Consider the following 26,940-nt stretch of genomic DNA (forward strand, 5'->3'; position numbering starts at 1 on the left):
TGCCAATCACGGACGGACAGAGTCCAGGGCCGCGAGGATGCGTGCGTCGTGCTGGTACATGTCCGGGCGGAAGCGCAGGCGGCCGTCGCGGTCGGCCTCGGCCGTCCAGTAGGCGAGCAGGATGGGCACCGGCTGCGGCAGTCCGAAGTCGCGCGTGCGCCCGCTGGCCAGCTGTTCCTCGAAGCGCGCGCGCTGGGCCGGGCTGGCGTCTTCCAGCAGGTAGTCGAGCAGGCGCACGACCTGCTCGACCCGCACGCAGCCGGAGCTGAACACCCGCGGCAGCTTGTCGAAGAGGTGCTGGCTGGGGGTGTCGTGCAGGTACACGGAAAACGGGTTGGGGAAACGGATGGCGACCCGTCCCAGCGGATTCTTCGGGCCGGCCTCCTGGCGCAGCAGGATGCCGCGGGGATCGTTCCAGTCGACCTGGTGGGGGTCGAGGGTGTTGCCCTGGTAGTCCAGCACGCGCAGCTGGTGGGTATCGAGGAAGCCGATGTCGCGGCGGATTTCCGGCAGCTTGTCCTCGCGCATGATGGTCGGCGGCACCGTCCAGGTCGGGTTGAGGGTCAGGTGGCTGATGCGCGACTTGAGCAGCGGCGTGGCGCGCTCGGGGCGACCGACCTGGGTGCGCGCCTGCCAGACCTCCTCGCCGTTGCGCTGGAAGGCGATCCGCGCGCCAGCGACATCCACCACCACCATGGTCGGCTCCATTTCGCGGGCCAGCCAGCGCAGGCGCTCGAGGTTGACCCGCACCTGGTCGCGGCGGGCGGCGGGGCTGACGTTCAGTTCGGCCAGGGTCGCCGGGCCGAGCACGCCATCGGGCTGCAGCTGGTGGCGGCGCTGGAAGGCCTCCAGCGCATCCACCAGCAGCGGGTCGTAGCGCTCGCCGCTGGCGTCGGCGCGGCGGGTGCTGGCGGCCGTTTCGCCCAGGTAGCCCGCGGTCGCAAGGCGGCGCTCCAGCAGTGGCACGCGCGGATCGCTGCGCCCGGGGCGCAGCAGCGGGCCGGCGGGAACGGTCTCCCAGTCCGGCAGCGGCTGGCGGCGCAGCTCGGCCCAGGCGCGGCGCAGGTTGGCGTAGGCGGGCAGCTGCGGGCGGGCCTGGGTGAAGGTCGCCGGCAGGTCGTCGAGGCCCGTGGCGGCCTGGGGCGTCGGCAGCGTCGGGCGCGGCGGGGGCTGGACCTGCGGCGAGTGCCACAGCGGCTCCACGCTGGCGCGGTCGAGCTTGCCCCAGGCGAGGTGCCGCAGCGCCTGCAGGTAGGCATGGCTGGCCAGCAGGTCGGCGCAGTCGGCATGCGCCGCCTGGCCATTGGCCTGCTGCCCCAGGCGGCGCAGCGTGGCCACCTGGTAGTCGTCGGGGGACAGGCCGTCGTCGCTCAGCTGTTCGAGCTGCTCCAGCAGGCTGGCCAGCCGGGCGCCGGCCTGCCAGACGGGGGCGAAGGCGTGCTGGCGATAGAACTCGAGCAGGGCCGCGCGCTCCGTCCCGGTCAGGTGGACTGCCGGCGCGGCGCAGGCCAGCGTCGGCTGCGGCTGCTCGAGGGCATGGCGCAGCGTCCCGCCCGCCGGCTCCGGCGCAGTGGCGGCAAAAGAAAATGGGCTGGCGAGCAGCAGGATTGCCAACCACGGTGTATGTTTTTTAGACAAGCGCTCGACTCCAGACCTACGTTTGCTTGCTAGAATGCCCGACTTTCCGGGCAGCGGCATGGCAGAACGCCGTTTGTGCGCGCCGGATCATAGGCAGGACGGCAGAATCGACGACAGGGCGTCACGGATCGGCAGACCGTCACGACGGCAGGCAGCGTGGGCTGGCCGGCGTCGTTGCGGCGTGCCATGCAGACAGAGGACACCTTTTCCATGACCAGGCTGATTCGTTCGCTCTGGCTGGCCGCAGCGGTTGCGGCTTTCTCGACGCCACTGATGGCCAGCACCGCCAGCGCTCCGTCGCTGGAGCAGAGCCTGGCGAAGGCGGCGCCTACCCTGAACAAGAAAGTTCTGCGCCATGCCCTGGCAGCCATGCAGTGCGCGATCAACAACGGCTCCGAACCGGCCGACCGCCTGGCCGTCATCGACTTCTCGCGGCCCTCGACGGAGCGGCGCCTGTGGGTATTCGATCTCAAGCGCAAGACCCTTCTGCTGCGCGAGCTGGTCGCCCATGGTCAGGGCTCCGGCGAGAACTTCGCCACCCGCTTCTCCAACACCGAGGGCAGCCACCAGTCGAGCATCGGCCTGTTCCGCACCGCGGAAACCTACCACGGCCAGCACGGCTACTCGCTGCGCATGGACGGCCTGGAACCCGGCATCAACGACCGCGCCCGCGAGCGCGCCATCGTCATCCATCCGGCCGACTACGTCGACCCGCGCTGGATCAGCCGCCACGGCCGCATCGGCCGCAGCCACGGCTGCCCGGCGGTGCGCCCGGAAGTGGCGCGCATGGTGGTAGACAGCCTCAAGGGCGGCCAGTTCATGTTTTCCTGGTACCCCGACCGCCAGTGGCTGCGCTCCTCCGCCTACCTCAACTGCAAACCGCAGCGGGTGGCGGCCATCCTCGCCGCCGGCAAGGATTCGGAGAGCTGATCGGGCTGCGGGCGGGCCTCCCGCTGCAGCCAGCCCGCACGCAGCCTTGGCGTCGGGGGGATCCTCAGCGACCCGTCATCATTTCCGGCGGTCAGCGGTCCGCCGCTGCCCCCTCGGCGCATTTCCTGCACTGCAGCTCGTGACCCAGCATCCGCGCCCGCCCCTCGGGCGTGGTCACCCACGGCCGGTTGACCCATGGCGGGTCGTGGCGCACGTGCTGGTTGTGGCCGCAGGCCAGTTCGGCGACCCAGTGGCCTTCTTCGTCGCGGTGATAACCGGTGATGGGCTGTTTCATCGCGGCAGGTTAGCAGCCGGCCATTCCCCCGCGACACCCTTTGTCGCACCCCGGTGGCACAATGCGCGTTCTGTCGGTCGAGGGAGCAGGACATGCAGGACAACGAGCTGACGCCGGGGCTGATGGTGGTGCACGGCAACCGCCTGGAGGAGCTGCGCGAGCTGGCGGTGGCGTGGATGCAGCGTTATCCGCTGGCGCCGCTGGAGAACGAGGTGGTGCTGGTGCAGAGCAACGGCATCGCCCAGTGGCTGAAGCTGGCGCTGGCCGAGCAGCAGGGCTGCGGCATCGCCGCCGCCGTGCAGGTCGAGCTGCCGGCGCGCTTCCTCTGGCAGAGCTACCGCGCGGTGCTCGGCGGCGACGCCATTCCGCGCGAGTCGCCGCTGGACAAGGCGCCGATGACCTGGCGGCTGATGCGTCTGCTGCCCGGCCTGCTGGATGGCGAGGTCTTCGCCCCGCTGCGCCGCTTCCTCGAGGACGACGGCGACCTGCGCAAGCGCTACCAACTGGCCGAGCGCCTGGCCGACCTGTTCGACCAGTACCAGGTGTACCGCGCCGACTGGCTGGCCGACTGGGCCGCCGGCCGCGACCGGTTGCGCACCTCGCGCGGCGGCATGAAGGGGCTGGACGAGGCGGCGCTCTGGCAGCCGGCGCTGTGGCGCGCGCTGCTCGCCGACGTCGGTGACGAGCAACTGGCGGAAAGCCGCGCCGGGGTGCATCCGCGCTTCGTCGAGCGCCTGCGCAGCGTCGAGCGGCGGCCGCGCGGCCTGCCGCGGCGGGTGGTCGTGTTCGGCATCTCCTCGCTGCCGGCGCAGACCCTCGAGGCGCTGGCAGCGCTGGCGCGCTTCAGCCAGGTGCTGCTCTGCGTGCACAACCCCTGCCGGCACCACTGGGGCGACATCGTTCCCGACCAGGACCTGCTGCGCCACCAGTACCGCCGCCATGCGCGTAAGGCCGGCATGGCGGCGGGGCTGTCCGCCGACGAGCTGCACCAGCACGCCCACCCGCTGCTGGCCGCCTGGGGCAAGCAGGGCCGCGACTACATCAACCTGCTCGACATGCACGACGACCCCGAGCACTACCGCGAGCGCTTCGCCGCGCTGGGGCAGCGGGTCGACCTGTTCGCGCCGGGCGACACCGGCCACCTGCTCGGCCAGTTGCAGGACGACATCCTCGAGCTGCGCACCCTTGGCGAAACCCGCGCCGCCTGGCCGCCGCTCGATCCGGCCCGGGACCGCTCGCTGCGTTTCCACATCGCCCACAGCGCGCAGCGCGAGGTGGAGATCCTCCACGACCAGTTGCTGGCGCGCTTCTCCGCCGACCCGACCCTGCGCCCGCGCGAGATCATCGTCATGGTCCCCGACGTCAACGCCTACGCGCCGCACATCCAGGCGGTGTTCGGCCAGTACGCCCAGGACGATCCGCGCTGGATTCCCTTCACCCTGGCCGACCAGGGCCAGCGCGGCTGCGAGCCGCTGCTGATCGCCGTCGAACACCTGCTGAAACTGCCGGAGGGGCGACTGACCGTCAGCGAGGTGCTCGACCTGCTCGACGTGCCGGCGCTGCGCGCGCGTTTCGGCATCGACGAGGGCGAGCTGCCGACCCTGCACCGCTGGATCGAGGGCGCCGGCATCCGCTGGGGGCTGGACGCCGAGCGCCGCGCCGCGCTCGGCCTGCCGGAAGGCCTGGAGCAGAACACCTGGCGCTTCGGCCTGCGCCGCATGCTGCTCGGCTACGCCGTGGGGCGCGGTGCGGCCTATGCCGGCATCGAGCCCTATGACGAGATCGGCGGCCTGGACGCCGCGCTGATCGGCCCGCTGGTCGCCCTGCTCGACGCCATCGACGCCCTGCATCGGCGGCTGGCCAAGCCGGCCGCGGCGCAGCAGTGGGGCGAGACCCTGCGCGGCCTGCTCGCGGACTTCTTCTGCGCGCAGAGCGAGCGCGACGAGACCCTGCTCGGCCAACTGGGCGAGGCGCTGGACGACTGGCTGGCGCTGTGCGCCGGCGTCGGGCTGATAGAGCCGCTGCCGCTCGGCGTGGCGCGCGAGGCCTGGCTCGGCGCGCTGGACCAGGGCCGCCTCAGCCAGCGCTTCCTGGCCGGCGCGGTGAACTTCTGCACCCTGATGCCGATGCGCGCCATCCCGTTCCGCCTGGTCTGCCTGCTCGGCATGCAGGACGGCGACTACCCGCGCAGCGCCACGCCGCTGGACTTCGACCTGATGGCCGGCGACTACCGCCCCGGCGATCGCTCGCGCCGCGAGGACGACCGCTACCTGCTGCTGGAGGCGCTGCTCGCCGCCCGCGAGCAGCTGTACGTCAGCTGGGTGGGGCGCAGCATCCGCGACAACAGCGAGCGCCCGGCCTCGGTGCTGGTCGGCCAGCTGCGCGACCATCTGGCCAGCGGCTGGACGCTGGCCGGCGACGGCGACCTGCTGGGCGCGCTGACCACCGTGCATCCGCTGCAGCCGTTCAGCCGCGACTACTTCGCCGAGGCCGACCCGGCGCTGTTCAGCTACGCCCGCGAGTGGGCCGCGCTGCATCGCCCGGCCGGCACGGAGGCGGCGGGGCAGGCGCTGCCGCCGTTCCAGGCCGACGCGCCGCTCGGCCTGGAAACCCTGCAGGGCTTCCTGCGCGACCCGGTCAGGCACTTCTTCACCCAGCGCCTCAAGGTGCATCTCGACGAGGAGGCCAGGGCGCAGCTCGACGAGGAACCCTTCGGCCTCGACGGCCTGCAGCTGTACCAGCTGCGCCAGACGTTGCTCGGCGCCGCCAGCCTGGCGCTGGAGGAGGGCGCCGGGCAGGTCGAGCCGGCGCTGCAGGCCACCGCCCTGCGCCTGCAGCGCAGCGGCCAGCTGCCGCTGGCCGGCTTCGGCGAGCGCCTGCGCGAGCAGGTGCTGGCGCCGCTGCCGGCGCAGGTGCAGCGCTATCGGGCGCTGTGCGCCCTGTGGCCCGAGCGGCTGCAGTCGCCCAGGGCGCTGCAGTTCGAGCATGCCGGCGTCGAGCTGGACGGCTGGCTCGGCGGCCTGCGCACGCGCGGCGCGGACGGCGAGCTGGCGCGCATCGAGCAGCAGCCGGGGGCGCTGAAGGACAAGAAGGGCAAGGCGCTGAAGTGGCGGCGTCTGCTCGGCGCCTGGGTCGCGCACGTCGCCGCGGCGGCCTGCGGGCTGCGCCTGACCAGCCTGCTGGTCGGCGAGGATCTCAGCCTGCGGCTGGCCCCCGTCGAGCCCGAGCGGGCCCGGGGCATCCTGCGCGGCTGGCTGGAAGGCTACGCGGCCGGCCTGAATGCGCCGCTGCCGGTGGCGCTGGATACCGCCATCGCCTGGCTGTCGGCCGGGGACGAGGAGAAGGCGGCCAGGGCGGCCTGCGAAACCTACGAGGGTGGCTACCAGCGCACCGGCGAGGTCGAGAAGAGCGCCAGCCTGGCGCGCCAGTACCCGGACTTCGCCGCGCTCACCGCCGACGGCGACTTCCAGGCCTGGAGCCAGGACCTCTACCAGGCGCTGCTGCAGGCGGAAATCGAAGAACTCAAGGAGGGGGCCGACGCATGAGCCCGATCACCCACGACCAGCGCCCGCTGGCGCTGCGTTTCCCGTTGCGCGGCAGCCGGCTGATCGAGGCCAGTGCCGGCACCGGCAAGACCTTCACCATCTCCGCCCTGTACCTGCGCCTGGTGCTCGGCCACGGCGAGGGCGAAACCGGCTTCGGCCGCGAACTGCTGCCGCCGGAAATCCTCGTGGTGACCTTCACCGACGCCGCCACCCGCGAGCTGCGCGAGCGCATCCGCGCCCGGCTGGTGCAGGCCGCCCGGGTGTTCCGCGCGGAGGAGGCGGGCGACGACCTGCTGCAGCAGCTGCGCGGCGATTTTCCGCCCGGGCAGTGGCCGGCCTGCGCCCGCCGGCTGGACATCGCCGCACAGTGGATGGACGAGGCCGCGGTCTCCACCATCCACGGCTGGTGCCAGCGCATGCTGCGCGAGCACGCCTTCGACAGCGGCAGCCTGTTCACCCAGACCCTGGAGACCGACCACGGCGAGCTGATGGCCGAGGTGGTGCGCGACTACTGGCGCCAGCAGTGCTACCCGCTGGACGGCGCGGCGCTGGGCTGGGTGATGAACCACTGGCAGCATCCGGATACGCTGCTCGGCAGGCTGCGCCCGCTGCTGGGCGAGGCGGCCGCCGCGCCGGCGGAGACGCTGGGCGCGCTGCTCGAGGCAGCGCTGGCTGCCCGGCAGGCCGGGCTGGAGCGCATCAGGCAGCCGTGGCAGGGCTGGATCTGCGAGCTTGAGACGTTCTATCGCGAGGCCAGTGCGGCCGGTCAGTTCAACGGCACCAAGCTCGGCGCCAAGACTTTCGAGCCGCGCCTGGCGATGCTCCGCGCCTGGTGCGAGGGGGATGGCGAGCTGTCGTTCAAGGACGACCACTTCAAGCGCTTCAAGCTCGACGGCCTGCGCGATGCCTGCAAGAAGGGTGTCGAACTCACGCTGAGCGCGGCGGTGCGCGAGGCCCTGCAGGACATGGAGACCCTCGAGCAGCGCCTGCAGGCGCTCGCCGATCCGGCCGAGCCGGCGCTGCGCCACGCCGCCGCCTGGATCGGCCGGCGCTTCGACCAGGAGAAGCGCCGCCGCGCCGAGATGGGCTTCGACGACATGCTCGCCCGCCTCGACGCCGCCCTGCAGGGCGACAACGGTGTGCGGCTGGCCGGGGTGATCCGCAAGCAGTTTCCGGTGGCGCTGATCGACGAATTCCAGGACACCGACCCGCTGCAGTACCGCATCTTCGATGCCATCTACCGCGTCGAGAGCGACGATCAGGCCACCGGACTGTTCCTGATCGGCGATCCCAAGCAGGCGATCTACGCCTTCCGCGGCGCCGACATCCACACCTACCTGCGCGCGCGCTCCGCGACCGCCGGGCGCCACGCCGACCTGGACACCAACTTCCGTTCCAGCCAGGCGATGGTGGCCGCGGTCAACCGGGTGTTCGCGCTGGCCGAGCGGCGCGCGGAGGGCCGCGGCGCCTTCCTGTTCCGCGAGGCTGGCGGCACGGACGGCAATCCGCTGCCCTTCCATGCGGTGCGCGCCAGCGGCCGCAAGGAAGTCTGGCAGGTGGCGGGGCAGACGCCGCCGGCGCTGACCCTCTGGCAGTTGGCCGGCGACGAGCCGCTGTCCGCCACCACCTATCGCGCCGAGATGGCCGCGCGCGCAGCCAGCGAGATCGTCCGCCTGCTGAGCCTCGGCCAGCAGGGCCAGGCCGGCTTCGCCAAGGCGGACGGTTTCGACGCCCTCGCGCCCAGCGACATCGCCGTGCTGGTGCGCGACCGCAAGGAGGCCGAGGCGATCCGCGACCAGTTGTACCGGCGCGGCGTGCGCAGCGTCTACCTGTCCGACAAGGACTCGGTGTTCGCCAGCCAGGAGGCCCGCGACCTGCTGCTGTGGCTGCGCGCCTGCGCCGAGCCGGACGTCGACCGCCCGCTGCGCGCCGCGCTGGCCAGCCGCACCCTGGGCCTCGCGCTGGGCGAGCTGGAGCAGCTCAACCAGGACGAGCGCATCTGGGAGCGGCGGGTCATGCAGTTCCGCGGCTACCGCCAGCGCTGGCAGCGCCAGGGCGTGCTGCCCATGCTGCGCCAGCTGCTCCACGACTTCGCCCTGCCGCAGCGACTGATGGCCCGCGCCGACGGCGAGCGCGCGCTGACCAACCTGCTGCACCTGGCCGAGCTGCTGCAGCAGGCCGCCGCCGAGCTGGACGGCGAGCAGGCGCTGATCCGCCACCTGTCCGAGCTGCTGGTCGGCGAGATCCAGGCCGCCGAGGAGCAGGTGCTGCGCCTGGAGAGCGACGCCGCGCTGGTGCGCGTGGTGACCATCCACAAGTCCAAGGGGCTCGAGTATCCGCTGGTGTTCCTGCCGTTCATCTGCGCCTTCCGCCCGGCGGAAGGCGGCAAGCCGCTGGCGGTCCACGACGGCGAGCGGCGTAGCCTGGTGCTCGATCCCGATGACGAGACCGTCGAGCGCGCCGACCGCGAGCGCCTCGGCGAGGAGCTGCGCCTGCTCTACGTGGCGCTGACCCGTGCCCGCCACGCCTGCTGGCTGGGTGTCGCCGACCTGAAGGACGGCCGCGGCAAGGCCTCCGGGCTGCATCGCTCGGCGCTCGGCTACCTGCTCGGCGGCGGCGCGGCGCTGGCGGGCAGTGCGGCGCTGGCGCAGTGGCTGGCGCCGCTGGCGGTGGCCGGGGAGAGCGCCGTGCTGCCGGCGCCCGAGGCCGACGACGCACGCTTCGTCGCGGAGGTCGCCAGGCAGGCCGGGCTGAGCTGGCGCGAGCCGGCGCGCAAGGCCGCCGAGCACTGGTGGATCGCCTCCTACAGCGCCCTGCGCACCGGCGAGATCGAGGCGCCGCCCACCAGCCGCTTCGACGACGCCGCGCCGGACAGCCCGGCGGCGCAGAAGGCCGCCGACGACGAGCGCGAGAGCCTGGTCGTGCCGCTGCGCACGGGCGACGCGCCGAGCCTGCACCGCTTCCCGCGCGGCCCCAATCCCGGCACCTTCCTCCACGGCCTGCTGGAGATGGCCGGGCGCGAGGGCTTCGCCGAGCTGGCCGCCGAGCCCGCGGAACTGCGCGAGCAGATCGCCCGGCGCTGCCAGCTGCGTGGCATGCCCGAATGGATCGAGCCGCTCGCCGCCTGGCTGCGGCACCTGCTGGACACCCCGCTGGTCCTGGGCGAAGGGCGCGCGGTGGCGCTGGCGCAGCTCGCCAGCTACCAGCCGGAGCTGGAGTTCTGGTTCGAGGCGCGCAACGTGGACGTGCGGCGGCTCGACCGCCTGGTGCAGCAGCATGTGCTGCCCGGCCTGGCGCGCCCGGCGCTGGCCCGCGACACCCTCAACGGCATGTTCAAGGGCTTCATCGACCTGACCTTCGAGCACGACGGCCGCTACTACGTGGTCGACTACAAGTCCAACTGGCTGGGCGAGGGCGATGCGGCCTACACGGCCGAGGCGATGGCGGCCGCGGTGGCCGGCCACCGCTACGACCTGCAGTACGTGCTCTACCTGCTGGCGCTGCACCGGCAACTGCAACTGCGCCTGCCGGATTACGACTACGACCGCCACATCGGCGGAGCGCTCTACCTGTTCCTGCGCGGCAGCCGCGCACCGGGGCAGGGCATCCACCACGCCCGCCCGCCGCGGGTGCTGATCGAGGCGCTGGACGCGCTGTTCAAGGGTGAAAAGGCCGAGCAGACGGAGGCGATGGCATGAACGAACAACTGTCCCTGGGCATGGACGTGGCGCCGGCCGTGGAGCTGCGCAGCAGTGCCGATCTGCTGCAGCTGCTGGACGAATGGGGCGCGCGCGGCTGGCTGCGCGAGCTGGACCGCGCGCTGGTCGCCTTCCTTGTCGAACTGGATGGCGGCAGCCCGCCGCTGGCGCTGCTCGCCGCCGCGCTGGCCAGCCACCAGCTCGGCCACGGCCATGTCTGCCTGGACCTCGCCGCCACCCTGGCCAGCCCGGATTTCGCCCTGTCGCTGCCGCCCGAGGGCGAGGACGCCGAGCGGGCGACCCTGCTGCCGTCGCAGGTGCTCGCCGGCACCACCCTGGCCGACTGGCAGGCGGCGCTGCGCGCCAGCGCCCTGGTGGCGGTCGACGGCGCGGACGAGGCCGCGCCGCTGGTGCTGCACGGCGAGCGCCTGTACCTGCGCCGCTACTGGAACTACGAGCGGGCGGTGGCTGCCGCCCTCGCTGCGCGCCTGGGCGACACGGCGGAGCTGCCGGACGATCTCGCCGCGCGCCTGGCGCGGCTGTTCCCCGAGCCGCTGCTGGTCGACGGCGTGCGCCAGACCGACTGGCAGAAGCTCGCCTGCGCGCTGGCCGCGCGCGGCAGCTTCGGCCTGATCACCGGCGGCCCCGGCACCGGCAAGACCACCACCGTGGTGCGCCTGCTGGCGCTGCTGCAGGAGCCGGCGCTGGCTGCCGGCCAGCCGCTGCGCATCCGCCTGGCGGCGCCCACCGGCAAGGCCGCCGCGCGGCTCACCGAATCCATCGGCGCGCAGGTCGCCTCGCTGCCGGTCGAGGAGCGCGTGCGCGCGCAAATCCCCAGCGAGGTCACCACCCTGCACCGCCTGCTCGGCAGCCGGCCGGACAGCCGCCACTTCCGCCACCACGCCGGCAACCCGCTGCCGCTGGACGTGCTGGTGGTCGACGAGGCATCGATGATCGACCTGGAGATGATGGCCTGCCTGCTCGACGCGCTGCCGCGCCACGCCCGGCTGATCCTGCTCGGCGACAAGGACCAGCTCGCCTCGGTGGAGGCCGGCGCGCTGCTCGGCGACCTGTGTCGCGACGCCGAGGGCGGCTTCTACGCGCCCGTGACCCGCGCCTGGCTGGAGCAGGTCGGCGGCGAGCGGCTGGTCGATGCGGCGCTGCAGGAGGGCGACGCCGTCCGCCGGCCGCTGGCCCAGCGCACCGTGATGCTGCGCCACTCGCGGCGCTTCGCCGGCGGCTCGGGCATCGGCCGCCTGGCCCGCGCGGTCAACGCCCGCGAGCCGGCGGCGGCGCGGGAGATCCTCGCCGCGGGCAATCCCGACCTGCACCTGCTGCGCCTGCGCGGCGAGCAGGACGCGCATCTGGAGCGCCTGCTGCTCGACGGCCTGGCGGCCCAGGGGGAGGGCCGGCCGCAGGGCTACGCCCACTACCTGAACGTGCTGCACGGCAGCCGCCCGCCGGCCGACACTCCGGCCGATGCCGCGGCGTGGACGCAATGGGCCGGGCGGGTGCTCGCGGCCTTCGACGACTTCCAGCTGCTCTGTGCGGTGCGCAAGGGCGCCTGGGGCGTCGAGGGGCTCAATCCGCGCATCGCCGCCGCGCTGCAGCGGCGCGGCCTGCTGGAGAGCGACCAGGGCTGGTACGAAGGCCGCCCGGTGCTGGTCACCCGCAACGACTACAGCCTGGGCCTGATGAACGGCGACATCGGCATCGCCCTGCGCCTGCCCGAGCCGGCCGAGCGCCCGGGCGAGGCGCCGCACAACGTGCTGCGCGTGGTGTTCCCGCGCAACGACGGCTCGGGCGAGCTGCGCTACATCCTGCCCAGCCGGCTGAACGCGGTGGAGACGGTGTTCGCCATGACCGTGCACAAGTCGCAGGGCTCGGAGTTCGCCCACACCGCGCTGATCCTCCCCGACACTCTCAACCCGGTGCTGACCAAGGAACTGGTCTACACCGGCATCACCCGCGCCCGGCACTGGTTCAGCCTGATCGAGAGCCGCGCCGGGGTGTTCGACGAGGCGGTCAGGCGCCGGGTGCAGCGGCGCAGCGGGTTGCTGGAGGCGCTGGGCGGCTGAGCGCTGCCGACGCTGCGCCGCCTGGCGGGGCGCAGCGTCTGGGTCGGATGGGCGGTTTTCCGGCTTTTTGACCCCGGTTGTGTTTCGGAGCTGGTTCGGGTGTCAGAATGCCGGACATTTCCCGCCTCCAAGGACGACCCCATGAGCTACATGAAGTGGACCAGCGATCTCGAGCTCGGCATCGAGGTCATCGACAACCAGCACCGGCGCATCGTCGAGTACATGAACGATCTACCGTTCTGACAAGCGCCGACGACCAAAGACATAAACTCCCTCCTGCATAGATGAATACTGGGCTGCATCGTTACAGAGTGACGACGACTGGGTCCATAGCCTGCCGTCGGCAGCCAACAAAACCGTGTACATACAGATGTACAAAATCCACATCTGTGGCACGCTGTCGGGGACGCCCTTGTACACAGAGGAATTTCCATGGCAATCACAGATTCGTGGCTGAAGGCTCACTACAAGAAGCCCCACGAAAAGACCACCGAGAAGGCGGATGGCGAGGGGCTCAGTGCCCGTGTGTCGCCGGCAGGCAAGATCGTCTTCCAGATGCGGTACCGGTACGGGGGCACGCCGGCGAGGCTGGACCTTGGCGTCTACCCCAGGATGTCCCTCAAGGAGGCTCGCACCGAGCACCAGCGCCTGAAGGCGGAGCTGGAGCAGGGGCATGACCCTCGGGTTGTCCGGAGGGTTGAGCGTGTACAAATCTCGACGGCAGCCACCAACGAGAGCTTGTACAGAGACTGGTACGAGAACTACTGCGTCACCAACAAGACAAACCACAAGGCGCTCCTGCGATCCTTCGAGCTCCACGTCTTCCCTGTGCTGGGCTCGCTCCCTGCTGACAAGACCAGCACGCACTCCTGGCTGTCTTTGATCGAGGACGTAGCGGATCGCTCGCCGGCGATCGCAGAGCGCCTGCTCTACGAGACGAAGCAGCTGCACAAATGGGCGAACCGCCGCGGGCTGATGGTCACCGAACCTCTGGGCAACGTGTCGGCCAGAGTCGACCTGCAAACGCTGCGGGAGGAAGCAGGTCGGTCCCTCAGTGACGAGGAGATCACCGTGTTCTGGAAGGCGGTGGACCGCTCCAGGATGTCCCCTGAGTTCAAGATATTCTTGAAGCTCTGCCTGTTCTTCGGGTGTCGGAATGGGGAGCTGCGGTTGATGGACCCGACCACCGACCTGGACTTCGAGGCGATGACCTGGACGATCCCGGCGGAAAAGAACAAGACCAGAAAGCGAGTGAGGAAGGGTGTCGTTAGGCCGCTGATCCCAGAAGTCCTTCCTTTAATAAAGGAGGCGATGAGCATGTCGAAGTCGCCCAGACTGCTGTTCACGCAGTTCGACGCCCCCAAGGCGATGCACCGCGGCACCACCCTACGACTGCCGGGCACTGTGATGCTGACGGCGAAGAAGCAGATGGGCATCGAAATGGCTCACTGGTCGATGCACGACCTGAGAAAGACGGCCCGGACCAACTTCTCGACGCTCACCGAGCCTCATGTGGCAGAGATGATGCTGGGGCACAGCTTGAAGGGGATGCAGGGTGTGTACGACCGCCACCTCTATCTGGAGGAGCAGGCCGCTGCCTACCGGGCTTGGTGGCAGCGGCTCGAGGATCTCAGAAGTCGGGAACTTCGCTAGCCCCTGACATCTTCTCCATCTCCTCTGCCTCCCACCGCTCGACGTCGGTGCGGAGCCAGAGGCTGCCGTAGCCGCGGCCGGCGAGCGCGGGCTTCGGGAACCCTCTGGCTTCAACCCAGCGTTCGATGGTGCGCTTGGTTCGGCGGTAGCGAGTGGCCAGCTCGGCGGTGCTCAGGTACTTCTCGGTGGTCTCGGTCATGGCACATGTCTCGGCGTAAGGGGATTTGTATAAAGGTATAAATGTTGGTGTGTGGGTGTCAAGTGGTCACCTGGCTGTTGCGGTCCAGCGGATGCGTCCGATCGTGACTCCAAGCACCTTGACGTGGGCAAGGATGTACTCGTCGACCATCTCAGCCAGGTCCCGGATATAGACCTTGCCCTTCGACTTGAACGTGATCAGCCCTTCGATTCCTTCGATCCTCAGCTGCACTGTCCAGACACGCGGCATCCCGTTGCCCTCTCCGATGATCCTGGGGCGCTTGGTCGGGTTGTTGGAGTCGAAGACGACGTTCACACCTTTCTCCTGATCTCGTAGTTTTCCAGGAGCCAGTGGGCGACCTCCTCTGGGGAGGTTTCCCGCCAGTAGATAAGGGAGTTGTCGAGTTCAGAGACCAGCGTCAGGAGCGCCTCCTTCTCCTCGGCTGCCTCCCTGGTCTCGTGCACAGTGTTGTCGCTTGCCCTGTACATGGTGACTTCTTCGATCATGCGAACCCCCGGCAGATGGACGCCGCCAGACGGCCTGCCAGTGCCGCTTTCGACTCGGTGTCGGCGTGGGGCAGGCCTACCTCCTGGAGCCACTGCTCGATCTCATAGCGGCTGAGTACTCGCTCCAGCTGCTCACCGGTCACGTGAAGGCTGAACCCCGTGGTGTAAGCTGCCGTGTAGTTGATCGCCTTGGCCTTTCGACGCTGCTCGTCGGTCACCGTGGAGTACGGCGTGTCGAAGGTGAGGGCGGCAGCCAGTTTGTGCAGATCCATTTCTTAATTCTCCCGTGCTTTGCGGATGGCAGAGCACTTGCTGTGGTTGATCTTGTTCCCGCCGCCGCGGCGCCGGCCGCAGACGTCGCAGGTGTTCTTCAAGGTGTGCGGCACACTTCGGATGGCCAGGGGTGGCGGCTTCCACTCAGTCGGCACGGTTGCCATCCTCGTCGAACGTGTACTCATTGCAGCGAATCGACTCGTCAACCTGCTCGTCGCTGTTGAGCCAGTCGTACTCCTCCTCTAGGCGGCGGTAGATCCAGTCTGCGAAGTCTCGCAGGGCTTCCTTGACCTCGTCTTCGGCATCCCCCAGGTCGCGGTACCGGTCCTCCGTGTGCTCTACCTCGATGCTCATGCAGCCGCTGTGGTTGTAGTGGCCGCGGTGCGTCGAGCGGGCCTCGAGCTTGTAGAAGTAGCGCCCCTGTACGTCCTGCAAGGCCTTGGCTATGCGGTGCAGCTCGACGTTGCCGGGGATCGGTTGCTTGACCCCAGCCTCGTCCTTGTAGAAGGCCGGCGCCTCGTCCTGGAGCTTCTTCAGGGCGCCGGCGGCGTAGCGGTAGCGACCCTCCCAGCAGGCGCCGTCACCTTGGCAGGAGAACCCGCTGAACCAGATTTTCGGCTCTTTCCAGCCTGGGCGTCCTTGCCGGCCGTCGTGGTAGCGGTAGTCGACCTCGATGCCGAGGATCTCGGCCATCCGGATGGCGTCCTCGTAGACGCTGTCCCACCACTCGTCGTGACACGAGGCCTGGCGATACCACTCCCGGGCGGCCTCCTTCGCTCGATCACTCAGCTCGTCGAACTGGTAAAGGTCGTAGGTGTGGGTGACTTGGATGGGCATGTCAGAAGTCCTCGTCGATGCTGCGGGTCTTGATGGCGTTCTCGGCCAGCTCCTCGAGCGGCCCGAAAAACTTGCTGGCCAGCGCCTTGGCTGTGACCAGGTCGTTACTGCGGAGGGCCAGGATGACCCGGAGGAGGGCACAGCCGCCGTCCGAGTCCAGGTCGATGACCAGGGCGTTGGCCGGCTGGTCGAAGCCCTCCACGTAGCTGCCCCACTGGTTGACGTGAGTGGCAAACGGCACGCCAGGCACGTCCTCGCCGTGCAGCAGGGTGTCGACCTCCTCGTGCAACATCTCCTCCGGAGACATCCGGTCTTTGCGAAGTGCCATTGCTGAATCCTCTGTGTGGTCAGGCCCGGCGCAGGTCCGCCCTGGCGTTCAAGAACGCCCTGTGGTCGCTGCAGGTGCTGCTGCAGAAGACCGGCTTGCTACCAGGCCGTGAGAATTTCAGGTGGCCACCCCTTGTGTGCGAGGCGGTCCACCCGGTCTCCGCCGCATACTCGAGCAGGCGGCGGACGGTTTCGTTTGCGCGACTCTTAGGCTGCTTCATCTCCGGGTTCCTCTTTGGGAGGGAGGAACCCTTGGTTGCGGTTGGCGAGTTCTTCTGGGCTGCGGCGCTTACGCTTCACCTTGGAGAGCGCCTTGTTGTAGCCGGGGCGCTTGGCGGCGTGCTTTCGCAGGCTGTTGTAGGGGCGGCCGATCATCTGTGCGGCCTGCCAAGCGGGTACGCCGTCAAGGCGGAGTTGGATGAACTTGTCCACTTCCTCGTCGGAGACAGGTGTGTAGACCTGCTCAGTCACCGGGTGGTCGCCGGTGCGGCGCAGGCGGCCCCGGAGGGCGTAGCGGGTCACTCCAAGGCGCTTTGCGTGGTCGGCAATGGTGCCCTCCACCCCGTCGATCACAAGCCTTCCTACGCGGCTTGGCGGCCACTTGAAGCCCATCACCCCCAGTGCCTGGGCGAAGCTGTACTCCGTCATGCCCATCAGCGCCGCCGCCGCGGCCTTCGATAACCCCTGCTTGGAGTACGCGATGATCTGTTCTTCAGCTGTCACCTCACAGCCTCCTTGGTGCGGTCAGCGAACAGTGCAGGCATCCAGGTGTCAGCCGGGCCGTCGTAGTCGATGACGTTGATGTGGAATCGGTCGACGTAGGGCAGCCACTTGGCATAGGTCTTGGCGCCGCCGATGATCCAGATGTCCAGGTCGGGAAATGCCTCGATCACCTCCTGGCAGGTCTGGTCCCGGCCCATGACGTGTATCCATCGCCCCGGCAACGGCGGCAGGGTCTGCGCGGTGTTGTGGCCGACCACGACGACCTGGCCCATGGTCATCTCCTTGAACCACTTCAGGTCCTCGGGGCAGTGCCAAGGCAGCTTGTTGTCCAGGCCGAGCTGCCCGCTTCGGCCTACTGCGGAGATCAGGTGGATCATGTTTTCGCTCCTCATAGAAAAGGGTCTGCATGTGCAGACCCTTGTTGCTGTAGTTGTGGGTTCAGGCTACGCGGCGCAGGCGACGCATTCGTCCTTCACGACGACCCCGCTGCGGCTGTAGATGTAGTACTGGCTGAAGATGTTCTCGTCGCACAGCACCTTGGTCATCAGCCGGGCCACCTTCTCCTCGCAGCCGTCTTCCGGCACGAAGAAGTTGAGGCTCTGGCCCTGGCACAGCCACTTCTGGCGCAGGCTTGCACGGCGCAGGAGGATCTCCTGGTCCATCTCGAACGCGGTCAGGAACACCAGCTTCTCGTGCTCGTCCAGCCAGTCAACGTGCTGCACCGAGCCCATGTGCTCGATGATGTCGTTGATAGTGGCCTCGCTGTAGACGCCGCGCTCCTTCATCAGCTCGTAGATCACCGGAGTGATCCGGCGCAGCTCGCCCACTGCGCTGCCGGCGTCGAAGATCATCGCTGGGTCCGGCAGCCAGGACTCGGACACGCCGCCCATCAGCAGGGCGGTGGACTTGGTGGGGGCCAGGGCGGTGCGGTGGGTGTTGCGCACGCCGTAGCCTTTGCACCACTTCGGCTCGCCGTATTCCTTGGCCAGCCACTGGGAGGCCCGCAGGGTCTCGTCGTGGATGCGCTTGAACAGGGCGTTGTCGAGGAATTGCGCCTCCAGGCTGATGTACGGGATGCGCTTCATCTGGAGGTAGGTGTGAAGGCCCATGACGCCCAGGCCGACCGCACGACCGTACTGGGTGAACTTGCGGACCTTCTTGAGGCCTTTGACGCCCTTGCTGCGCTCGATGAACTCGCTGCACAGGCAGTCGAGGAACACCATGGCCTCGAAGATGGTCTCGTCGTTCGGGTCCATGATCTGGTCGAGGTGGACCAGGTTCAGACTGGCCAGGATGCAGGAGTAGTCGAACTCCTTGGAGCTGTGCAGCATGATCTCGGTGCACAGGTTGGTGGCCACGATGTCGAGGCCCCAGTCCTTGTACATCTGCGGGCGGTGGCGGTTGGCCTTGTCCACGCAGAAGAAGTAGCCCTTGCCGGTGACCAGCTTGATGTACAGCGCCTTGGTGAAACGGCGGTGGGCATCCGCCTCGCCGGCCTTCAGGCGGGCCACGAAGCTGTCGCGGATGGTCCAGCCGTAGTTCTTGCCGTTCGGGCTGTTGAGCAGGCTGTCAGCGGCCTCGTCCCAGTCGGCGTGCTCGATGTCCAGGTAGGCTGCGAATGCGCCGCGGCGGCGACCCTGGCGGATCTTGCCGGCGGTGTCGAAGAACTGGTCGATCACAGGCACCGGGCCGTTGGCCTTGCCGCCGCGGCTGATCTTCGATCCACGGGGGCGAATTTTGGAGAAGTCCCCGGAGGTTCCAAACCCGTTCTGGCTCAGCAGTGCCATGCGTTTCAGGTTGCCGTAGTAGGACGCCACCGAGTCGTCGACCTCCTGCCCCGAGCAGCTGACCGACTGGCCGCGGCTAGTGCCAGTGTTGCCCAGTGCCGGGCTGGCCGGCGACAGGCGCCCGGACCACTGCAGGTCGAAGAACTTCTTTTCCCACTCTGAGACCCGGCCCTTCATGTGGCGGGCCAGGGTGATGGCGATCACCGTGTGACGGGCATGGACACTGGCGACGCCGCTGGCCGGTGTCTCCTCCGGGGCGGCGTAGCCCTCCTTGAACATCTGGTAGCCTTGGGTGGTGTACCAGGTCGGTAGGATACCGGCAGCCTGGCCGGCTTTGCGCTCGGCGCTGAGCTGCTCGAACATCTGCAGGTTTTCGGCGGTGACGCCAACAGGTTTAAAGGCCATTGGCGAGCTCCACGTCGAATACCAGCTTGTGCTTGGCCCAGTTGCGGCGGTACTGCAGCTGGGTGGCAGCGAAGAAGTCAGGCACCTTGACGGTGCTGAGCTGCTGGTAGAACCAGCCGCTGATTACACCCTTCTCCTGCAGGAACTTCGGTGGGCGGCTGAGGCGCTCCAGAACGATGTTGACGCGATCCTGGAAGAAGTGGGTGACTTCCTCGTGGGTCACCACACGATTGCCAGGGATCTCGAACAGCCGTTCGGTGATGCGAGCCTCGTGCAGGGTGACGTGGTGCGCCATGTCGTCGATGATGGCGTTGAGGCGGGTCTCGTCTTCCTCGCTGTGGTTGCCGGCGGCAATTCGCTCAGCTTTGCAGGTCTGGAACAGGTAGCTGCTGCCCAGGCTGTGGTAGTTCTCGTCCTTGGTGCTGCCGTCGATCCCGCTGACGAAGTGCGGGATGAAGTTGAAGCCCCGGCTGTTGAAGCCCTTGAAGAACCCCAGGTTGGAGAACAGCACAGCGCCCTCGAAGAAGGCGAGGGCTGCGGTCACCACCAGGGCGTCGTCACTGGCGGCGTACCGCTCCATGAAAGCGATGCGCTCGGCCAGCACCGGGTCATGCCGCCACTGCGAGTAGAACTCGTCGGTGTCCAGGCCCATGACCTTGTTGCCGATGGCGTAGAACGGCGCGTGACTGTTGTACTCGACGTTGGAGAAACAGGCGCACATGCGCTGGATGTCCGGCCGGGGGAACAGGCGGGCAATCTTGCCGCCCCAGAAGTCGTCGCCGCCGATCAGTTGCTCGTACTTGGTGAGGATCGACTGGGCAGTCAGGACCCCGTGACGCTCAGCCTCGTTGAGGTTGACCCGGAAGTCCGCCTCGTCCTCCTCGACGCCAAGCTCGTGCGCCGGCCAGAAGATGTCCTGTTGCTCGATCGCCATCTCCACGGCCCAGGGATACCGTGTGACGTAGGAGTCAGTCGGGGTCTCGATCTGACTCTTGTAGGTGGGCTCTGTCATTCTGCTTTTCTTTTGGGAGAAAGAAAGGGTCCGCAAACGCAGACCCACATTTCCACAAATGTTATCCCTGGCCGGCGGTCGTGCCAAGCTCCTTGGGTACAAGCACTGCAACCCGGTCACAGGTGATGATGTAGCGACTCGTTCCGTACACGCTGACGGCGTGGTCCTTCTCCATGCCGATCTCGTCTGCCGATCCGAATATCTCGTACAGCAGCCGCTCAAACAGCGTCTTGGCCTGTTGCTCGGTAGACGCCTGGATCATGCACGTGGTGTCGTCGTCATCACCGGGAATGCGCCCGCTAACAACCCACAGGTCTCCTTGTGGGTCGGCTACGGCAATCTGGCCGGCGATCGGATCAAATAGGCTCATGTTCTACCTCTGATCTTGTCGAGTGGGTCAACCGGGTCCAGGCCGGCTTCATACCGGCGGATGCTCAGGTCGAACGGGTAGATGCCTGACTTCATCGACCAGAGCACCCTGACGTTGTTGGCCTTGCTTATGGACTGGGCCAGCGGCATAGGCTGTCGGTCGTTTGCCAGGCCGGCGACTTCGCCGCTGGGGTAGAGGGCGACCAGGCCGTTGATGCGGCCCCCGCGGGGGCCGACCAGGACTGCTCGTTGGATCTTGAGGGAGAGGGTCATGCCACGGCCTCCATGCTGTCCAAGTCGCCGCCCTGCGAATTGACCAGCACCACCTCGTAGTAGCCGGTTTCCAGCCGGCCGTGCATGTGCAGGGAGTCGGCTACGGCGCAGGCAGCCATGAATTCGTGCTCGTCGATCTCGTGCTCGACGTTGCTGGTAGTGGGGAAGCTGGCCAGTTCGTTGCCGAACTGTCGGATCTCGATGCGATGGGTCATTCCGTACCTCCTTGCGGAACCTGCTCGTACTCGACTTCCAGCATCAGGCGATGGTGGAAGGTGTCGCTGATGAAGTCCTTGATGCCGTCCCGGTCCCTGCCGGTGACGGCCAGGTGGAACCCACGCCAGTCCGGTGTCACCTTGACGGTGTGACTGGTCCAGCCGTCGTACACACCGTGATCGTCCATGTGGTGGAAATGGGTGATGAACACCAGCTTGGTGACAAGGCCGCCTTGGATGCACTCGTCCTCGGCCAGCTCGGTGCCGGCGTCGAACCCGCTGCCGGACGGCAGGTACTCCTTGCACAGGTGCTCGAGGGTGTCTTCGACGTGGCGGAGCATGGTGGCGTTGCTGCCGGGCTGGCTCAGCCGGTGCTTGCGGCCGATCAGCTCGGCCAGGGCCAGGTACAGGGGCTTTTTCATGCCGCGTCCTCCAGGGTCTCGCGCTTTCTCCACACTGGCTCCCAGCCGTTGAACGCCTTGTCAGTTCCCTTCCAGACGTGAGCCGCCTCGTAGTCGTTCAGCTCGCTGCCGGCCTGGCGGTCGTAGAACTCCTCGGTGCTGCGGTGGCTGCTGCCGTAGTGCGTGGAGTAGATGACCTTCGTCTCGGGGTGGCGGTACACGAACTCCACCTCGTACTGCATGATCCGGCGGTATTCAGCGTCGGTGAGACCCTGAGCGTAGCCGACCAGGTACATGGGGTAACGGCGGCGGCCGTAAGCGGTTCTGGTGCTCAGCTCCTCGCGGAGCGGCTCTAGCAGGTGGCCCATCATCTTCAGATCGCCCTTGCTGAAGCGGAGGGTCGAGAAGGCAGTGCTGACTCTGCTGGCGATGGCCTGCATGTCCAGGTTTGTTCTTCGCATGTCACACCTCATTCCATTTTCTGAGTAGGCAGAAGGCCACCACCCTGCAGGCTTCCCGGCCGGGGCGGTGGGTCATACGGCTGTTGCCTACGGCCTGCACCTCTTGAGTCAGCTCCTTGAGCGTGTCTAGGTCGACAGAGGTGAAGGCTGGCTTAGCCGGCCTCAGCTCTACCTCAACGTGGCTGAATAACGCTGCCAGATAGCCGTGGTGGTAGGAGCCTCTCGGCAGGTTGTCGTGCCGCACGTCGGCGGCGAGCAGTTCGGTCAGGGTCATGCACTCCTCTCGGCGACGACGTAGCCGCGGTTGGTTTTGGTCAGGGCTCCAAGCTCCTCGGCGGCTTGGAAGACGGCCCCGGCCTTGGTGTTGCCGATCCCCACAGCGCGGGCGAATTTCTTGATCGGCATGGAGGTTCCGGGTTCAACTCCGGCCAGGCTGTCGAGCAGGTTCTGGAGCAGGGTTCGGTCTTCAGGTGAAGGCTCCGGCTGCGGCTCCAGCTCCAGGACTGGTTCCCGCATTTGTGGGAATGTGGGTTCCGGTATTTGCTCCTTCGGCTCCGGTAAATCCGCAGAAATATCCGCGGCCGGGGCCGGTTCCGGGTCGGGTTTCGGCGGAAGTTGTGGCACTTCAGGCTCGACAGGGATGTGCACGGGAGCCGCGTCGTAGAGCGGTTCCGGCGGCGGTTCCGAAGCTGGAACCTGCGCCTCTGCCGCGGACTCTCGTCGGCGCTTGTGCACGTCCATGAAGATCAGGACGGGAACCAGCTCGAGCGAGAAGGCGAACCCAAGGCAAAGCAGCAGGGTCGCCAGCGGAGGCAGCTTCGCAGGCTCCGGCATCGACCTCAGCCGGGTCAGTTCAAGCGACGACGCATCGAGCCGAGCCAGGATCTCGCCCCGCTCCTTGTCGACCTGGGCCTTGCCGGCGGCAGCCAGCTCAGCGGCCTTGCTGATGCGAGTGAGATCGGTGAGCGCGGCGGCCTGCCGGCGCACCAGGTCCGCATCGGCTGCCAGTGCCCGGAGACGGGCATGGTCTACCTCCCTTGCCGCCTCCAGGTCGCGGATGCGCTGCTCTGCCACGGCCTTGGACTCTGCACTGCGTTTGGCCATGGCGTTGTCCAGGCGGTCGTAGACCGCCCAGCCGGACACCCCGGCCAACAGCAGGGAGAACCCGATCATCAGGCTGGCCAGCGCGGGCCGCTGCTCCTTGATCAGGGCGTCTGCCCTGGGCCAGGCCATGTACTTGTAGGCGTCGAGCAGCACCGCGGCGCCGGCGAACATCCAGGCCGGCACCGGGTCGCTGATGAGCTTGAACACAGCGCTTCCCACCGAAGCTGCCGTCACCCCAGAAAGGGCGACGGCGATAACGGTGAGAGGAGCCCGGAGGCTCACACAACCTCCTCGATCGAGCCGGCGACCCAGTCCCAGTAGCCGGCATCGGTGGCACCTCGCTGGACCGCTACCTGCCACATGGCCCGGGTGAAGCTCGGATGCTCACGGCCGTACTTCGCCTCCAGTTCCTCCGGGTCAAGGACCCCTCCGTCCTTGAGCGGGACGTTGTTATCCAGTGCCCACTGGCGGAAGAAAATCTCGAGGGCGTCCTTGTCGATCTCGACGTAGTTGCACACCGCCTGATACCAGGCGTCCCGGCTCAGACGGACCCAGAGGAACGCCGGCAGGCTGCGGCAGCCAGTAGCGGTCTGACCCTCTTGGAACTCGAGGTGCTCGTAGGTGAACACCCCGCCGATCCGATCATTCCATGCGTCGAAGTCGACCAGATCATCCACCAGGGCTGCGATCTGGGCGCTGATGAACAGGGTGCCGGCCAGCCAGTGGCTGTGCCCTGCGTCCAGTTCAGCATGGAAGGAGGTGACGGAGAGGGCCTTGGCGGCGAGGGAGTTGGCGCGCTCGAGTCGGATGAACGAGTCGAAGATGGCCGAGATGCTGTAGGCGTTGTTGCGGTTTACGGTGAAGGTTTCGTGCTTGATGCTCATGTCTTTATTCCTGTAGTTGTGGGTTACTTGCGGATCAGAAAGTCTTCGCCGTCGATGTCGACGACAAGGTAGTCCTGCCGGACTGCTTCGGCCCAGTCGTCCCAGCGGACGAAACTCTCCAGCGGGCTGCTGGCGTCGATCTGGCCGACCTCTGAGGCCAGCTCCCGGCAGTAGTTAACGAACTCATCCTCGCGGATCAGCGGCCCGCCTTGCCAGCCGGCGCAGCTCTCGGCGACGCTGACCACGCTCTCGAGATTCTCCAGCTCAGCGCGAAGCTCCTCGATGCGTTCGGCGATCTCGTCCGGGGTGAGGTAGGGGCCTTTGCTCAGTTCACTCATCGTCGTCAACCTCTCCGATGTGGGTGGTGGTGCAGTGGGGGGTATTGCTCCCTGCACTGCTCGTCCGCGTCGTCTTCGTCCTCGGCCCAGCAGATAAACCGCTGCGGGTAGTCCATCTGCTGGTCGTCGTGGTGGTAGAAGCTGACCTCGTAGAGACGGCTGGTCATTCCTGCCACGCCCCGGCCTGTTCCAGCGCCTCGTCGAAGCCGTGGCTCATCGTGGCGTCGGCGATCAGCTCCTCCGGGCTGTTGCCCCAGATGATCACGACCGTTGCCACCCTGCACGCCTCGTCACGAAAGTGCAGGTGGCACATATCCACTGCTGCACAGTTCTCGACAACGTCCTCGGTGTCCATGTGCGACAGGTCGATCAGGTCGTCCCCGCCGTCGTCGAGCTTGCAAGGCTCCCAGCCCAGCGGGAGGAGGGCAGTGATGATGCGGGCCAGGGCTGCTTTTTCTTGCTGGATGCTCATTGTGTTCACCAGTCGTAATGGGGAAGGTCTTCTACCGGGTCGGTATCACAGTCGAGCCGGACCCAGCAGTCGTGAAAGCCGTGCTTCTGCAGCCAGTCGGTGATGTCCAGCAGGCATTGCGGGGCGCCTTCGTCAGGGGCATCCAAGTACAGGAAGTAGCCGTAGTGCCACGGGGCGCAAGGGCACCAGTCGTTGGAGTCCCCTTGCTCGGTGAGCCGCTCGGCGGTGGCTTGGTCCAGGTGCCCGGTGCTGATCACCGGGACCTGCATGGGGATGGGGCGGCTCATTTGTTGAACCAGACGACGTGGGTAGCCCAGGCCGGCGGGTTGTTCAGGTCGGTCCAGACGCTGGAACCACTCTCGTAGCTAGCTTCCGTAGCCCAGGAGCCGTCACCGTCGTCAGGGATGAACGCGCCGCACTCCACTGACTCAAGAAACTCCTGAATCGTCATGTGGTCGCCGTACTTGGATAGGGGGGTCAAGCACTGCTCAACCTCGACTGCGCGGATCTCGAAGCCGGCCTCGATCAGGATCTCGGCGATAGCCGCCGGTGTACCGCTGTCCCATTCCTGGCCGTCGAGCACGGCATGGATTCGGTTGAGGACCCCTGCGGCCTCCTCTGCGTCCTTGAGCAGCTGCTTGACGTCGGTGTCGATGTACATCAGTCGTTGGGAAAGGTTCATCTCATTACTCCTATATTTATGGGTATTACGCCCAGTTGGACCAGAAGTAGTGGCCGTTGTGCTCACTGACCCCCTGCTCGAACTCGCCTTCCCACACCCGGTTCCAGTCGACGTAGTTGATGAGCTGCTGGTCCATGAACCCAGGCTCCGAGGTCTCCCGGTAGAACTCCTCGGCGAAGTCGGCGCCGGACCCGTACTCGCCGCGATAGGCATCGCGGATCTGGCGGATCGTCACATCGCCGGCGCCCACCCCGAAGCAGTGGTGGAAGGCCTCGACGATCTCCGGGCCGTCACTGCCGAACTCGTCCTCGGCCTCCTCCATCTGCTCCTTGAACTCGAACAACGTGGAGAACTGGGTGTACTCACCGACGGTGCCGTTCGGGAACCCCTCGTGGTCGAAGATCCCGACCTCCTCGGCGGCGGCCATCACGCCGGTGCCGTGGCAGTGGGTGCAGACGCTGTCGTGCTGGTTGGTGTCGATACCGTCACCGCCGCAGAACGGGCACTCGATCTCCACGTTCGGGTAGTGGGAGGTGACCAGCAGGTCCTTACGGACGGCGGCCTCCAGGTCCTCGGCGTCGGTGTAGTCATCGAGGTCGTACCACTGGCCATGCAGGCGGCCGGCGTTGTAGTCGGCGAGTACGCCGACCCAGATTTTCATGTCGCTCATGTGCTTCTCCTCAGAAAGAGTCTTTGTGGGCGTCCCAGCCTGCCTCGCAGGCGCTGAGAGCTTCGTTGTGCAGGATTTCCTTGGCCTGCTCCCTGAGCCACTTCACGGCGCTCTGGAAGGGCACCACGCGGGCGTTGTTGTGGTGCAGGCGTCGGGCCGCATACCGGGCGGCGGACAGGCTGCGGTAGTTGATGGCGATGCTCGGGTCGTCGCTGGTCCACCACTGCTTGCGAGACCTGCTGCGATCGACCAAGGCGAGGAACTGGATGCCCAGGCTCTCGCCGGCACGGGCATCGCAGATGACGGCGTAACTCACGGCGGTCTCCTTGGTCAGGTTGCCCGCCGACTGCGGGCCTCCAGGTAGTCGTGGACGTTCAGCAGGCGGTGCACTTTCGGCCCGCAGTCGTAGAACCACTCGTCGTACCGGCCGTTGTCCCGGACGTGCCCCATCAGGTAGATCTCGGCGTACTGGTCGAAGTCGGGGTCAGCGTCCTCGACGTAGGCCAAGAGGAGGGTGCCCACCTCGTTGTGGTCCCAGGTCTCGATGCTGTCCCACTCGTCCAGGTCGTTCGGGTAGGAGCTGATGAACCCGTCACAGGACGTGAACTGCTCTCGGACCTTGTTTCGGAGCGTCCACTCACTGGTCTCGGCGCGGAGGCGCTTCACCTCGTCGAGACTGATCTCGGCGAAGATCCGGTCGGTGGTGAAGTTGTACTCCCGTGGAGAGCTCAGGCTCTCGAAGGTCATCTTGATGCCGAACTTGTGGGCGAAGGCATCGACGTAGGCCGCGGCGTACTTGGTGTGCACCATCTGCCAGTCGATCGACCAGTAGGCCCGGTCGTAGAGGCCAGCGTTGAGGTGGCAGCCGGTGTCACGGTCGGTGAACATCTGCTCCAGGGCGCTGTCCAGCTCACTCTCGTGGAGGCTGCCGTAGAAGCCAGCGAAGGGTACGGTGGTGATCATCGCGGCACCTCCACCAGGATGAAGTGCAAGGCCTCGCTGTCGCTGAGGGCCTCGTAGGCGCCGGGGATCGCCCCGGACATGTAGAACTCGCCCTTCTTGATGGCCCGGGGCGGGTTGCCGTCCCAGGCGAACTTACGGCGTCCGTGGTAGACCGGCTGGAAGCCGCAGGTCGGTCGGGTGTTTGGTTTCTGCATATGCTACT

Annotated in this window: 33 protein-coding genes; 5 read left to right on the forward strand and 28 right to left on the reverse strand. The window is 67.4% G+C overall.

The window, feature by feature from the left end; all coding sequences use genetic code 11:
* Positions 1 to 6: 6 nt before the first annotated feature.
* Complete coding sequence (locus RA210_RS09070) at positions 7 to 1,614, reverse strand: L,D-transpeptidase family protein (protein WP_236574689.1); 1,608 nt, start codon at positions 1,612 to 1,614, stop codon at positions 7 to 9.
* Positions 1,615 to 1,848: 234 nt separating this feature from the next.
* Between RA210_RS09070 and RA210_RS09075 the strand changes: the two genes are divergently transcribed.
* A complete protein-coding gene (locus RA210_RS09075) occupies positions 1,849 to 2,568 on the forward strand; it encodes a murein L,D-transpeptidase catalytic domain family protein (RefSeq protein ID WP_201486174.1) in 720 nt (239 codons plus the stop codon).
* 91 nt (positions 2,569 to 2,659) lie between these two features.
* Here the strand turns inward: RA210_RS09075 and RA210_RS09080 are convergent, their stop codons facing one another.
* The gene (locus RA210_RS09080; protein ID WP_201486175.1) at positions 2,660 to 2,863 is read right to left on the reverse strand and encodes a DUF3565 domain-containing protein; all 204 of its coding nucleotides are present in this window, start codon (positions 2,861 to 2,863) and stop codon (positions 2,660 to 2,662) included.
* Positions 2,864 to 2,955: 92 nt separating this feature from the next.
* Here RA210_RS09080 and recC point away from each other — a divergent pair, with 92 nt between their 5' ends.
* From recC to RA210_RS09100, 4 genes are all read left to right on the forward strand, one after another.
* Positions 2,956 to 6,408, forward strand: coding sequence for an exodeoxyribonuclease V subunit gamma (recC, locus tag RA210_RS09085; RefSeq protein WP_201486176.1), 3,453 nt, complete (start codon positions 2,956 to 2,958; stop codon positions 6,406 to 6,408).
* Positions 6,405 to 10,106, forward strand: coding sequence for an exodeoxyribonuclease V subunit beta (gene recB / locus RA210_RS09090; RefSeq protein ID WP_201486177.1), 3,702 nt, complete (start codon positions 6,405 to 6,407; stop codon positions 10,104 to 10,106). Before recC ends, recB begins: the two co-directional genes overlap by 4 nt.
* On the forward strand, positions 10,103 to 12,184 hold the full coding sequence (gene recD, locus RA210_RS09095; protein ID WP_201486178.1) for an exodeoxyribonuclease V subunit alpha: 2,082 nt from the start codon (positions 10,103 to 10,105) through the stop codon (positions 12,182 to 12,184). The genes recB and recD overlap by 4 nt, the downstream gene beginning before the upstream one ends.
* Positions 12,185 to 12,616: 432 nt before the next feature.
* Entirely contained in the window at positions 12,617 to 13,837 is a 1,221-nt protein-coding gene (locus RA210_RS09100; protein WP_201486179.1) for a tyrosine-type recombinase/integrase, read from the forward strand.
* Here RA210_RS09100 and RA210_RS09105 read toward each other — a convergent pair.
* From RA210_RS09105 to RA210_RS09230, 26 genes are all read right to left on the reverse strand, one after another.
* Entirely contained in the window at positions 13,815 to 14,036 is a 222-nt protein-coding gene (locus RA210_RS09105) for a helix-turn-helix transcriptional regulator (protein WP_201486180.1), read from the reverse strand. The genes RA210_RS09100 and RA210_RS09105 overlap by 23 nt on opposite strands.
* Before the next feature lie 66 nt (positions 14,037 to 14,102).
* Entirely contained in the window at positions 14,103 to 14,351 is a 249-nt protein-coding gene (locus tag RA210_RS09110) for a hypothetical protein (RefSeq protein ID WP_201486181.1), read from the reverse strand.
* On the reverse strand, positions 14,348 to 14,542 hold the full coding sequence (locus RA210_RS09115) for a hypothetical protein (RefSeq protein WP_201486182.1): 195 nt from the start codon (positions 14,540 to 14,542) through the stop codon (positions 14,348 to 14,350). Before RA210_RS09115 ends, RA210_RS09110 begins: the two co-directional genes overlap by 4 nt.
* Positions 14,539 to 14,814: a hypothetical protein gene (locus RA210_RS09120; RefSeq protein WP_201486183.1), complete on the reverse strand. Its 276-nt coding sequence runs from the start codon at positions 14,812 to 14,814 to the stop codon at positions 14,539 to 14,541. The genes RA210_RS09115 and RA210_RS09120 overlap by 4 nt, the downstream gene beginning before the upstream one ends.
* Positions 14,815 to 14,959: 145 nt before the next feature.
* Positions 14,960 to 15,652, reverse strand: coding sequence for a hypothetical protein (locus RA210_RS09125; RefSeq protein WP_201486184.1), 693 nt, complete (start codon positions 15,650 to 15,652; stop codon positions 14,960 to 14,962).
* 1 nt (position 15,653) lies between these two features.
* On the reverse strand, positions 15,654 to 15,980 hold the full coding sequence (locus tag RA210_RS09130) for a hypothetical protein (protein ID WP_201486185.1): 327 nt from the start codon (positions 15,978 to 15,980) through the stop codon (positions 15,654 to 15,656).
* 206 nt (positions 15,981 to 16,186) lie between these two features.
* Entirely contained in the window at positions 16,187 to 16,702 is a 516-nt protein-coding gene (locus tag RA210_RS09135) for a hypothetical protein (protein ID WP_201486186.1), read from the reverse strand.
* On the reverse strand, positions 16,699 to 17,079 hold the full coding sequence (locus tag RA210_RS09140) for a dihydrofolate reductase (protein WP_201486187.1): 381 nt from the start codon (positions 17,077 to 17,079) through the stop codon (positions 16,699 to 16,701). Before RA210_RS09140 ends, RA210_RS09135 begins: the two co-directional genes overlap by 4 nt.
* A 66-nt stretch (positions 17,080 to 17,145) precedes the next feature.
* Positions 17,146 to 18,894, reverse strand: a complete 1,749-nt coding sequence (locus tag RA210_RS09145) for a ribonucleotide reductase N-terminal alpha domain-containing protein (protein WP_201486188.1) — start codon at positions 18,892 to 18,894, stop codon at positions 17,146 to 17,148.
* Positions 18,884 to 19,906, reverse strand: coding sequence for a ribonucleotide-diphosphate reductase subunit beta (locus RA210_RS09150; protein WP_201486189.1), 1,023 nt, complete (start codon positions 19,904 to 19,906; stop codon positions 18,884 to 18,886). Before RA210_RS09150 ends, RA210_RS09145 begins: the two co-directional genes overlap by 11 nt.
* 61 nt (positions 19,907 to 19,967) lie before the next feature.
* Positions 19,968 to 20,276, reverse strand: coding sequence for a hypothetical protein (locus RA210_RS09155; protein WP_201486190.1), 309 nt, complete (start codon positions 20,274 to 20,276; stop codon positions 19,968 to 19,970).
* The gene (locus tag RA210_RS09160; RefSeq protein WP_201486191.1) at positions 20,273 to 20,548 is read right to left on the reverse strand and encodes a hypothetical protein; all 276 of its coding nucleotides are present in this window, start codon (positions 20,546 to 20,548) and stop codon (positions 20,273 to 20,275) included. The genes RA210_RS09155 and RA210_RS09160 overlap by 4 nt, the downstream gene beginning before the upstream one ends.
* Positions 20,545 to 20,763, reverse strand: a complete 219-nt coding sequence (locus RA210_RS09165) for a hypothetical protein (protein ID WP_201486192.1) — start codon at positions 20,761 to 20,763, stop codon at positions 20,545 to 20,547. Before RA210_RS09165 ends, RA210_RS09160 begins: the two co-directional genes overlap by 4 nt.
* Positions 20,760 to 21,185, reverse strand: coding sequence for a hypothetical protein (locus RA210_RS09170; protein WP_201486193.1), 426 nt, complete (start codon positions 21,183 to 21,185; stop codon positions 20,760 to 20,762). Before RA210_RS09170 ends, RA210_RS09165 begins: the two co-directional genes overlap by 4 nt.
* Positions 21,182 to 21,625 (reverse strand): hypothetical protein, encoded by a 444-nt coding sequence (locus tag RA210_RS09175; protein WP_201486194.1) that lies wholly within the window; start codon positions 21,623 to 21,625, stop codon positions 21,182 to 21,184. Before RA210_RS09175 ends, RA210_RS09170 begins: the two co-directional genes overlap by 4 nt.
* Position 21,626: 1 nt before the next feature.
* Positions 21,627 to 21,899 (reverse strand): hypothetical protein, encoded by a 273-nt coding sequence (locus RA210_RS09180; RefSeq protein WP_201486195.1) that lies wholly within the window; start codon positions 21,897 to 21,899, stop codon positions 21,627 to 21,629.
* Entirely contained in the window at positions 21,896 to 22,936 is a 1,041-nt protein-coding gene (locus RA210_RS09185) for a hypothetical protein (RefSeq protein ID WP_201486196.1), read from the reverse strand. The genes RA210_RS09180 and RA210_RS09185 overlap by 4 nt, the downstream gene beginning before the upstream one ends.
* Positions 22,937 to 23,007: 71 nt before the next feature.
* Positions 23,008 to 23,613, reverse strand: coding sequence for a hypothetical protein (locus RA210_RS09190; RefSeq protein WP_201486197.1), 606 nt, complete (start codon positions 23,611 to 23,613; stop codon positions 23,008 to 23,010).
* 23 nt (positions 23,614 to 23,636) lie between these two features.
* Positions 23,637 to 23,951 carry a hypothetical protein gene (locus tag RA210_RS09195; protein WP_201486198.1) on the reverse strand — a complete coding sequence of 105 codons (315 nt, stop codon included), beginning with the start codon at positions 23,949 to 23,951 and terminating at the stop codon, positions 23,637 to 23,639.
* Between the two features lie 163 nt (positions 23,952 to 24,114).
* Positions 24,115 to 24,423, reverse strand: coding sequence for a hypothetical protein (locus tag RA210_RS09200; protein ID WP_201486199.1), 309 nt, complete (start codon positions 24,421 to 24,423; stop codon positions 24,115 to 24,117).
* Positions 24,424 to 24,428: 5 nt separating this feature from the next.
* Entirely contained in the window at positions 24,429 to 24,710 is a 282-nt protein-coding gene (locus RA210_RS09205; protein WP_201486200.1) for a DUF5983 family protein, read from the reverse strand.
* Complete coding sequence (locus RA210_RS09210) at positions 24,707 to 25,105, reverse strand: hypothetical protein (protein WP_201486201.1); 399 nt, start codon at positions 25,103 to 25,105, stop codon at positions 24,707 to 24,709. The genes RA210_RS09205 and RA210_RS09210 overlap by 4 nt, the downstream gene beginning before the upstream one ends.
* Before the next feature lie 25 nt (positions 25,106 to 25,130).
* Positions 25,131 to 25,775, reverse strand: coding sequence for an antirestriction protein ArdA (locus RA210_RS09215; RefSeq protein WP_201486202.1), 645 nt, complete (start codon positions 25,773 to 25,775; stop codon positions 25,131 to 25,133).
* A gap of 10 nt (positions 25,776 to 25,785) precedes the next feature.
* Positions 25,786 to 26,091 (reverse strand): hypothetical protein, encoded by a 306-nt coding sequence (locus RA210_RS09220; protein ID WP_201486203.1) that lies wholly within the window; start codon positions 26,089 to 26,091, stop codon positions 25,786 to 25,788.
* Positions 26,092 to 26,105: 14 nt separating this feature from the next.
* Complete coding sequence (locus tag RA210_RS09225; protein WP_201486204.1) at positions 26,106 to 26,738, reverse strand: hypothetical protein; 633 nt, start codon at positions 26,736 to 26,738, stop codon at positions 26,106 to 26,108.
* Entirely contained in the window at positions 26,735 to 26,932 is a 198-nt protein-coding gene (locus RA210_RS09230; protein WP_201486205.1) for a hypothetical protein, read from the reverse strand. The genes RA210_RS09225 and RA210_RS09230 overlap by 4 nt, the downstream gene beginning before the upstream one ends.
* Positions 26,933 to 26,940: the final 8 nt, after the last annotated feature.

It is taken from the genome of Pseudomonas sp. OF001 (assembly GCF_904426495.1).
Lineage (GTDB): Bacteria > Pseudomonadota > Gammaproteobacteria > Pseudomonadales > Pseudomonadaceae > Geopseudomonas.